The organism is Phenylobacterium sp., from assembly GCF_024508875.1.
Taxonomy (GTDB): domain Bacteria; phylum Pseudomonadota; class Alphaproteobacteria; order Caulobacterales; family Caulobacteraceae; genus Phenylobacterium.
Map to the genome: position 1 here is coordinate 1 of NZ_JANINU010000079.1, position 8,777 is coordinate 8,777.

Annotated in this window: 10 protein-coding genes; 6 read left to right on the forward strand and 4 right to left on the reverse strand. The window is 69.2% G+C overall.

Annotation, left to right across the window (positions count from 1 at the left end):
- Positions 1 to 334: 334 nt before the first annotated feature.
- Entirely contained in the window at positions 335 to 1,642 is a 1,308-nt protein-coding gene (locus tag Q0L11_RS07270; RefSeq protein ID WP_296596349.1) for a D-alanyl-D-alanine carboxypeptidase, read from the reverse strand.
- A 291-nt stretch (positions 1,643 to 1,933) separates the two neighbouring features.
- Here Q0L11_RS07270 and Q0L11_RS07275 point away from each other — a divergent pair, with 291 nt between their 5' ends.
- The 5 genes from Q0L11_RS07275 (at position 1,934) to Q0L11_RS07295 (ending at position 6,256) form a co-directional block, all read left to right on the forward strand.
- Positions 1,934 to 2,368: a phasin family protein gene (locus Q0L11_RS07275; RefSeq protein WP_296596350.1), complete on the forward strand. Its 435-nt coding sequence runs from the start codon at positions 1,934 to 1,936 to the stop codon at positions 2,366 to 2,368.
- A 182-nt stretch (positions 2,369 to 2,550) separates the two neighbouring features.
- Positions 2,551 to 3,012, forward strand: coding sequence for a RidA family protein (locus tag Q0L11_RS07280; RefSeq protein ID WP_296596351.1), 462 nt, complete (start codon positions 2,551 to 2,553; stop codon positions 3,010 to 3,012).
- On the forward strand, positions 3,009 to 3,773 hold the full coding sequence (locus tag Q0L11_RS07285; protein ID WP_296596352.1) for a glycerophosphodiester phosphodiesterase: 765 nt from the start codon (positions 3,009 to 3,011) through the stop codon (positions 3,771 to 3,773). The genes Q0L11_RS07280 and Q0L11_RS07285 overlap by 4 nt, the downstream gene beginning before the upstream one ends.
- Entirely contained in the window at positions 3,770 to 4,933 is a 1,164-nt protein-coding gene (locus tag Q0L11_RS07290; protein ID WP_296596353.1) for a GNAT family N-acetyltransferase, read from the forward strand. The genes Q0L11_RS07285 and Q0L11_RS07290 overlap by 4 nt, the downstream gene beginning before the upstream one ends.
- Positions 4,934 to 5,002: 69 nt before the next feature.
- Positions 5,003 to 6,256, forward strand: coding sequence for a S41 family peptidase (locus Q0L11_RS07295; RefSeq protein ID WP_296596355.1), 1,254 nt, complete (start codon positions 5,003 to 5,005; stop codon positions 6,254 to 6,256).
- Here the strand turns inward: Q0L11_RS07295 and Q0L11_RS07300 are convergent.
- Positions 6,253 to 6,828 (reverse strand): DUF4287 domain-containing protein, encoded by a 576-nt coding sequence (locus Q0L11_RS07300; protein WP_296596356.1) that lies wholly within the window; start codon positions 6,826 to 6,828, stop codon positions 6,253 to 6,255. The genes Q0L11_RS07295 and Q0L11_RS07300 overlap by 4 nt on opposite strands.
- 161 nt (positions 6,829 to 6,989) lie before the next feature.
- Between Q0L11_RS07300 and Q0L11_RS07305 the strand changes: the two genes are divergently transcribed.
- The gene (locus Q0L11_RS07305) at positions 6,990 to 7,424 is read left to right on the forward strand and encodes an HIT family protein (RefSeq protein ID WP_296596357.1); all 435 of its coding nucleotides are present in this window, start codon (positions 6,990 to 6,992) and stop codon (positions 7,422 to 7,424) included.
- A 206-nt stretch (positions 7,425 to 7,630) separates the two neighbouring features.
- On the opposite strand, the gene Q0L11_RS07310 is transcribed toward Q0L11_RS07305, so the two are convergent.
- Complete coding sequence (locus Q0L11_RS07310) at positions 7,631 to 8,257, reverse strand: hypothetical protein (protein WP_296596358.1); 627 nt, start codon at positions 8,255 to 8,257, stop codon at positions 7,631 to 7,633.
- Between the two features lie 311 nt (positions 8,258 to 8,568).
- A partial coding sequence (locus tag Q0L11_RS07315) for a hypothetical protein (RefSeq protein WP_296596359.1) occupies positions 8,569 to 8,777 on the reverse strand: 209 nt, incomplete at its 5' end.

The window sequence follows — 8,777 nt, forward strand, 5'->3', positions numbered from 1 at the left end:
CTCCGGCTAGCCACCCCCTCTCGCTTCGCGAGCTCCCCCAAGGGGGGAGCATCTAAAACAAATCTAGTTCCTCCCCCTTTGGGGGAGGTGCCGAAGGCGGAGGGGGTTACATCCCCGACCTCTGAAACCTGTCATCCCGGACGGCCAAAGACCGATCCGGGCCTCAGGACCACACGCATTGCCGATCTCAACTGGGTCCCAGCTCTCCGGCCGGGATGACAGCGCTGGAGCCCGCGCTCGCTGCGCCCCGCGCGCCCTCACGCCAATGAAAAGGGCCGCAGCGGATGTCTCCGCGCGGCCCCGCATCTTCCACAAGGGAAGGATCAGGTTGAAATCATCCCCGGCCGGGCGGCATCACCATGCAGGGCTGCTTCTTGGCTTTCAGCGTCTTGCACGCCGCCTTGGCGTCGCCTTCCGACATGCCGGAGAAACGGGCGCGGTACTTGCCGCCGTCCTTTTCCGCCACGCCGCGGGCGTCGTCGAAATGCTTGCCGAACTTCTTGCCGACCATCGCCAGTTGATCGCGGGCGTCGGCGCGGTTGTTGAAGCTGCCCACCTGCACCGTCCAGCGACCGGCGGCCTCCTTCCTGCCCTTGCCGTTCAGCTTCGGAACGTCCTTGGGCTCGACGATCTGGATCTTGGAGGCGCGCGAGGGCGGCGGGGCGGAGACGAGGCGGACGCCCATCCCATCCTCGGTGTCGCCCTGCTGCATCGAGGGGGTGGTGGCCTGCGCCAGTTGCGGCGGCTCGAAGAAGTTCTGGGCGACGGTGATCTGCTCGCCGCGGGCGCGGCGGTCAAGCACGTCGAAGCCGGTCAGCAGCAAGCCCTCGGCCACCTTGTCGCGAGTCACGCGGGTCGGGCCGCCCAGGACGACGACGATCAGGCGGCGATTGTCGCGCACCCCCGAGATGGCGATGTTGAAGCCCGAGGCGTTGGTGAAGCCGGTCTTCAGGCCGTCCACGCCGGACACCTCGTCCAGCATGTGGTTGTGGTTGCCGATCGTCTGGCCGCGGAAGTTGAAGCTCTTGGTCGAGAACAGCCGATAGTACTGCGGATAGTCGCGCATCACGGCGCGCGACAGGATCGCCAGGTCGCGGGCGGTCGAGATGTTGCGGCTGTCGGGCAGGCCGTTCGCATTCGCGAAATTCGTGTTGCTCATACCGAGTTCCTGTGCGCGCAGGGTCATCAGCGCGGCGAAGCGCTGCTCGGTGCCGCCCAGCTTTTCGGCCATGGCCACGGCGGCGTCGTTCGCCGAACGGGTGACCATGCCCTGCATCGCCTGCAGCACCGTGATCGAGTCGCCGGCGCGCACGCCCAGCTTGGTCGGCGCCTGGGCCGCGGCCCGCGGCGAGAAGACGACCGGGTCATCCAACTGGATCTTGCCCGACGCCAGCGCCTCGAACGCCAGGTACAGCGTCATCACCTTGGTGATCGAAGCCGGATACCGCGGCGCGTCAGCGCGTTTGGCGTACAGCACCTCCCCGGTCTTCGCATCGACGACGATCGCCGCATACTTCGACGAGTTTTGCGGGATGAGCTGGAAGTACGGGACCTGCGCCATGGCGGGCGTCGCGACCGCGCCAAAGGCCGTGGCCGCGGCCAGGCCGAGGGTAAGCAACAGGCGGCGAGCGTGCTGGATCATGCTTCGTCCGTCGAATCAACGCGTTGGAACGGCCACTGCGCCGCTCATGAAGTTCGTACCATGCGTCTCGTACCCTTGCAGGAGAGTAAACAAGGATTGAACAGGCGCAATTGTCGCGGCGCCCAATGAACTGTCGCTGAAGCGTCGCCGGAGCTCATGCCGGAAGCGTATGTTGCACTGCACAAAAAGTCGTTGACTGCTGCAGTGCAACATGAGACAAGGTGGAGTGATCCGAATGGGGCTTTGCGCCCCGTGCCACAAGTCCCGTCCCCAATTTCGAAGGAACCTTCCATGGCCGCCGCCGAAGCCGCGAAGTCCACCGTCGAGCAGTTCACCGCCGCCTCCAACGTCGCCTTCAAGGAAGGCGTCGAGAAGAGCCTCGCCGCGCTGAACGAGCTGAACACCCATTCCAAGAAGAACCTGGAAGCCATGGTCGCCTCGGCGACGGCTTCGGCCAAGGGCGCGGAAGCGCTGGGCGCCCAGGCCATGGCCTTCTCGAAGGCCGTCTTCGACAATCAAGTCACCGCCGCGAAGTCGCTCGCCGGCGCCAAGAGCGTGCAGGAAGTGGTCGAACTGCAGACCGCCTTCGCCAAGTCCGCTCTGGAAACCTACATGGCCGAGTTCGCCAAGATGTCGGAGACCGTCTCCGCCTCGGTGAAGGAATCGATGAAGCCGCTCAACGAGCGCGTCACCGCGACCGTCGAGAAGTTCCAGGCCGTCCGCTAGGCTTCCATAGTACGGAAACGCGAAAGCCCGGGCCGCGCAGCCCGGGCTTTCCTCTTCCGAGTAAGCGTAAGCGTCCCGAGGTCTCCTCCGGCCTGGGCGCCAGTTGTCAGAGTAAGCGTACAGGGCCGGTCCGCGAGGGCCGGCCCTTTTTCTTTGCGCTGCGGAGGGCTAGACGTGGCGCCATGTCGCAAATCGAAGATCGTCTCGCCGCCCTCGGGATCACCCTGCCGCAGCCGAATGCGCCGGTGGCCAACTATGTCCCGTTCGTGCGGGCGGGAGACCTCGTCCACATCTCGGGCCAGGTTTCGGTGGACGCCTCGGGCGGCGTCCGGGGCGTGGTCGGCGAGGACGTCGACTTCGACACGGCCGTGCGCGCCGCGCGCATCTGCGGGGTCAACCTGCTGGCCCAGATGAAGGCGGCGTGCGAGGGCGACCTCGACCGGGTGGTCCGAGTGGTGAAGCTGGGCGGCTTCGTGCAGGCCGGTCCGGCGTTCTTCGACATCCCGAAGGTGGTCAACGGCTGCTCCGACCTGATGGTCGAGGCGCTGGGCGACGCCGGCCGGCACGCCCGCTCGGCGGTGGGGGTCTACCGCCTGCCGATGAACTTCGCCGTCGAGGTCGACGCGGTGGTCCAGGTCCGGTGAGGAAGCGCTTCGGCGAGGCCTGGGATCTGCTCTTCGATCCCCCGATCGCGCACCGGGGGCTGTGGAGCCCTGACGGCGCGCCGGAGAATTCGCTGGGCGCCTTCCAGGCCGCGTGCGCCGCGGGCTACGGCGTCGAACTGGACGTGCACCTGTCGGCCGACGGCGAGGCGGTGGTCTTCCACGACGACACGCTGAAGCGGATGGCCGGCGTCGAGGGAAAGGTCACCGACCGCACCGCCGCGGAGTTGGCCGAGCTGCGCCTCGCCGGGACCGACGAGAAGATTCCGACGCTGCTGGAGGCCCTGGCGGTGATCGGCCATCGCGCGATGGTCCACATCGAGCTGAAGACGCCGTTCGGCGGGGTCGGGCCGCTGGAGCAGCGGGTGCACGAGGTGATCGCCGACCACAATGGCCCGCTCTGCCTCATCGGTTTCAATCCCTACAGCCACGCGTGGTACGCGGACCGTTATCCCGGTGTCCTGCGCGGCCTGGACAGTTGGGCGTGGGAGCGGCCGGCCGATATGGCCGCCGAGCAGCGGCAGGCCTTCCGCAACCTCGAGCAGGTGGAGATCGCCCGGCCGCACTTCCTGGCGCTGGGCCTCGACGTGCTGCCGCACCTGCGCGCCGCAGAGCTACGGGCCGAGGGCATGCCGGTCGTAGCCTGGACGGTCCGCAAGCCCAAGCAGTGGGACGCGGTGAAGGACGGCTGCGACAACCTCATCTTCGAGGGGTTCGTCCCGGACAGGGGCGGGCGGGCGTGAGCCTGAAGCCGGCGGTTCGCGTGGCCCGCCGCATCGCCGAGATCGGCCGCGATGCCTGGGATGCCTGCGCCGACAATCCGGCGTACGACGGCAATCCCTTCATCCGCTACGACTTCCTGCAGGCCCTGGAAGAGGCGAACTGCGCCGTGGAGCGCACAGGGTGGGGGCCGCAGCACCTGGCGATCGAGGACGACGCCGGCCGGGTCGCCGCGGTGATGCCGCTCTATCTGAAGAGCCACAGCCAGGGTGAGTACATCTTTGACCATGCCTGGGCTGACGCCTACGAGCGGGCGGGCGGGCGCTATTATCCCAAGCTGCTGTCGGCGGCGCCGTTCGTCCCGGCGACGGGGCCGCGGCTGCTGGTCCGGCCCGACGTGGACCGGGAGGAGGCCTGGCGCTACCTGCTGGGCGGCGGACTGACGCTGTGCGAGCGCTATGGGGCCTCGGGCCTCAACCTCAACTTCCTCACCGAGGCCGAGTGGCGCTGGATGGGCGAGCAGGGGCTGGGGCGGCGCGAGGGGCAGCAGTACCACTGGGAGAACCGCGGCTACCGCGACTTCGACGACTTCCTCGGCGCGCTCTCGTCCGGCCGGCGAAAGACCATCCGCCGCGAGCGGCGCGACGCTCTGGCCGAGACGGAGGTGCATCGGCTCAGCGGGGCCGACCTGACGGAGGACCACTGGGATGCGTTCTTCCGCTTCTACATGGACACCGGCTCGCGCAAGTGGGGCCGGCCCTATCTGACGCGACCGTTCTTCTCGCTGCTGGGCGAGCGGATGGCCGACCGCGTGCTGCTGGTGATGGCGAAGAAGCACGGGCGCTGGATCGCCGGCGCCCTCAACCTGATCGGCGGCGACTGCCTGTACGGCCGTCACTGGGGCTGCGTGGAGGACGTGCCGTTCCTCCACTTCGAGCTCTGCTACTACCAGGCCATCGCGTGGGCGATCGAACAGGGCCTGTCGCGCGTGGAGGCCGGCGCGCAGGGGCAGCACAAGATCGCCCGCGGCTATCTGCCCAAGCCCGTCTACTCAGCCCATTACATCGCCGACCCGGCCCTGCGGGGCCCGGTCGAGCGCTTTCTGGAGCAGGAGCGCGCGGGGGTGGAGCAGGAGATGGAATGGCTAGAGGAGGAGTTCTCGCCGTTCCGGGCCGAGAGCTGACACGCCCTTGCGCCGCCGAGCGGGCCGGGCATCCTGTGCGCGGGACGGTCAAGCTTGGAGTCGCATGAGATGATCGTCCGCAACCTGGCCGCGGCGCTGGCGGGGCTCACCCTGATCGTGGAGCCGGCCCGCGCCGCCGAGGCTGCTCCCGGCTACACGGCGCTGTTCGACCAGGTCTGGAAGGCCGTGGACGAAGGCTTCTACGACCCGACCTTCCATGGGCGTGACTGGAGGGGGATCGGCGCGCGTTACCGGGCCCGGCTGGGCGAGGCCAAGGACGACGCCGGCTTCTCGCGGCTGGCCAACGCCATGCTGGACGAGCTGAAGGTCTCGCATCTCTACCTGTCGCAGCCGGCCGCGAACGCGACGAAGGGCGGGGTCGGGATCGGCGCGCTCACGGAGACGATCGGCAAGGACGAGGTGGTGGTCGCGGTGGTCCCACTGACCGACGCCCAGCGGCAGGGGCTTCGCGTCGGCGACCGGATCGCCAACCCCGAGGCGCTGCAGGGGGCGCTGGGGCAGGCGACGGTGCTGACGGTGATCGGTTGCGACGGACGTCGGCGCGCGGTGAGCGTCCGCCACGAGCGGGCCGCCTGGCCATTGCGCCATCCCGGGTTCGAGTGGCGCAAGGTTACGGTGCGGCCGGGTGTGAAGCTCGGATACATCCGGATCGACCGGTTCGACGACGGCGCCGCAGACTTGGCCGACCAGGCGATGGCGGACCTCGACGACACCCAGGGGCTGGTGATCGACGTCCGCAGCAACACCGGCGGCAACATCTCGGGCCTGCGCCTGGCCAGCTACTTCAGCGGCGAGAGCAAGCCGGCCGTCGCGCTGTTGGGGCGGGCCTTCCTGGCGCCGCTCGGGCGCGCCGCCACCGCCGCCGACCTCGCAAAGCTGCCGCCGGTGCGCGGCGCCTATACGACGGAGGCGGTCTTCGCCGCGCTCAAGGCGGGGCAGGGAGCGGCGGTCTTCCATTCGGAGGACCTCGGGCCCAAGCGCTACAAGGGCAAGGTCGTCGTCGTCACCGCGAAGGAGACGGCCAGCGCTGGCGAGGGATTCGCCCTGATGATGCGTGAGCTGGCTGGGGCGACCCTGATCGGGCGGCCGACGGCGGGCTACCTGCTCAGCAGCGACGTGGTGACGCTTCCGGGCGGCTGGCGGCTGACCCTGCCGGTGGACGGGGTCTGGGCGCCAGACGGCCGCGACTATGCGGACAGGCCAGTGGTCCCGGATGTTGCGGTGCCGCGCTTGGCGGCGGACGTCTGCCGCGCCGACGATCCGGACCTGGCGAAGGCGGTTGAGCTGGTGACCGCGCCCTAGCTGCGCTCGAAGGCCTGCTTCAGCAGGCCCTTCACGCCGGCGTCTACGTCGGCGGGAGCGTTGAGAACCAGGACCGACTTCAGTCGTTCGCTCCAACCTTCGTTCTTCGGGGGCTGGAGACGCGGGTCGGCGGCGGGGTCGACGGCGAGGCCCAGGCGGACCCCGCCCTTCGCCGGGCGGGCCGAGGCGAACTGGAAGGCCTTGGACCAGGCGGTGAAGCCCTTGCGCTGAGCGGCGACCAGGCCCGGGAACGGGGCGACAGCGGCCTCGATGGCTTCCAGGACCTTTCGCGCGCCGGCGTCGGCCCAGAGCGTGTCGCGCAGGTTGTCGGGCTCGGCCCAGTGGGCGGCTTCGGGGAAAGCCTTGCCGAGGATGACGCTGGCGCGGTTCGTGCCGATGCCGTGGGTCTCCTTGAACCAGGCCTTCCGCTTGCCGGGCTTGGTCTCAGGACAGGTCTTCGCGATGGCCACCCACTCGTCGAGGGTCTTGCCAGTCTCGCGCTCCATGCTCTCCAGGATCGAGGCGAACCACTTCTCCTGGCGCGCCGTCATGCTGTTGGGCTTGTCCGACATTTCCCCTCCCGGCCAACCTGCCGGAGCACGTTCGGGCCGGCCAGGTCGGCCGAGCGTAACGTGCTCCTCCCTTTACTTAAGAGGCCTTCTTGTCCGCTGACGATCATTGATCGCAGGCGGGAAGGCCTCTACGCGTGGCGCCGCAGCTTCAGGAGCGCCTCATGAGCTTGGACGGGACATACGACGCCGGCAACATCTTCGCGAAGATCCTGCGGGGCGAGGCGCCGTCGGTGCGCGTGTTCGAGGACGAGCACGTCATGGCGTTCATGGACGTCTTCCCGCAGGCCAAGGGGCACGTGCTGGTGATCCCCAAGCACTCGACCGCGCGCAACTTCCTGGAGGAGGCGCCCGAGATCATCGGCCCGCTGATGCTGGGCGTGCAGCGCGTGGCGCGGGCGGTGCGCGCGGCGCTGAAGCCCGACGGCTTGACGATCAGCCAGTTCAACGGCGCCCCGGCCGGCCAGACGGTCTATCACCTGCACTTCCACATCATCCCGCGCTGGGAAGGCGTGCCGCTGGGTCGGCATGCCGAGGGCATGGCCGACATGGACGAGCTGAAGGACCTGGCGGAGCAGATCTCCGCGATGATCGCCTGAGGTCGCGCCGCGGGGGCGCTTGCTTCAGAACCACCGACCACACCGATGCGCAGCCGCGCGGCGCAGGAGGGGGCTGGGCCGTTCGTGTGGTTCGTGGTCGATGAGGCGGCGCCGACGCGTCGCGGCGGCGAAAGATCGGTGCGACCTCTCATCGGTCTCGCTGCGCGAGCCACCTTCTCCCGCAAGGGGAGAAGGATCATCGAGGTTCAGCGGCGGCGCGGCGGACCGGTGGCGCGGCAGAGGGGTGAGGCCGCGCCGGATGCCGGCGGGAGTGGAATCGCCAGGGCGACGCCGGCGGAGAGCCGGGCGCGTAGCGGGACAGGACCTGTGGAGGGGCTTGGCCGAGGCGTCGGGCGGCGCGGCGGGGTTGCCTGTACTCCGACCCGGGACAGCAGGTCCTTCAAGGCGGGCAGCGCCGCCGGCGCGGGGCCGGGCAGGGCGGCGGCGTCGTGGGCGACCCCGCTCAGGGTCGACAGCAGCAACGGCAGGCTGGCCCGCTCCCGGTCGTCCTCGCGGTCGCGATCCCGTTCGGTATAGGCCCCGGGGCCGTCGTTGGAGCGGTCGTCGCGTTCGAGCGCTTCGACCCGTTCACGCTCAAGGCGCTCCTGCTCGTGCTCGTCCCGCCCGGCGCCATGCGACACGAGGGCCGTCGTGCGCCGGCCGGGCTCACGCTCCAGGCGAAGCTCCAGGGCGATGGCGACCCGGACGCTGAAGAAGCAGCGGTCGAAGAGCTGGAACAGCTCGGTCTTCCGCGTCCAGTCGTCCGCCGCCTCCGCCTCGGCCGCAAACGCCACGCCCAGCCGATAGGCGCAGTCGCCCATCTCGCTCAGCATGTCTGACCTAGCCGGCTGGGACGTCATAAGAACAAAGATAGAACATTCCGCAGCCGGCCGCAAGCCTCAGCATTGTGGCAGGCCGCGCGCGCCAGCCCTGCGGCGGTTCGGGCGCAGACGTCCTCGCGCCACGCGGCTCGCCGCTAGTTGAAGCGGCGCGCGTCCAGCCAGCTTTCCACCTCGCCGCCGCCTGCGGCAGCAGGTCGGGTCGGGCAGCGTAATGGCGTACAGGCTAGGCGCGGCCGAAGCGGGCAAGCAAAAGGCCCGGGATCGCTCCCGGGCCTTCGCGCTTCCAGCCTTTGGCGGCGGTGCTAGTCCACCGCTTCCGGCTCGTCGGCGGGGGTCTCGATGACCGGGGCGCCGGGTTCGCGTTCGTCGCCTTCGATCTCGAAGGCCAGCTTGCTGTCCTTGAGCACGACCTTGACGTGGCCGCCCTTGACGAGGCGTCCGAAGAGAATCTCGTCCGCGAGCGGCTTCTTGATGTTCTCCTGGATGACCCGGGCCAGCGGCCGGGCGCCGT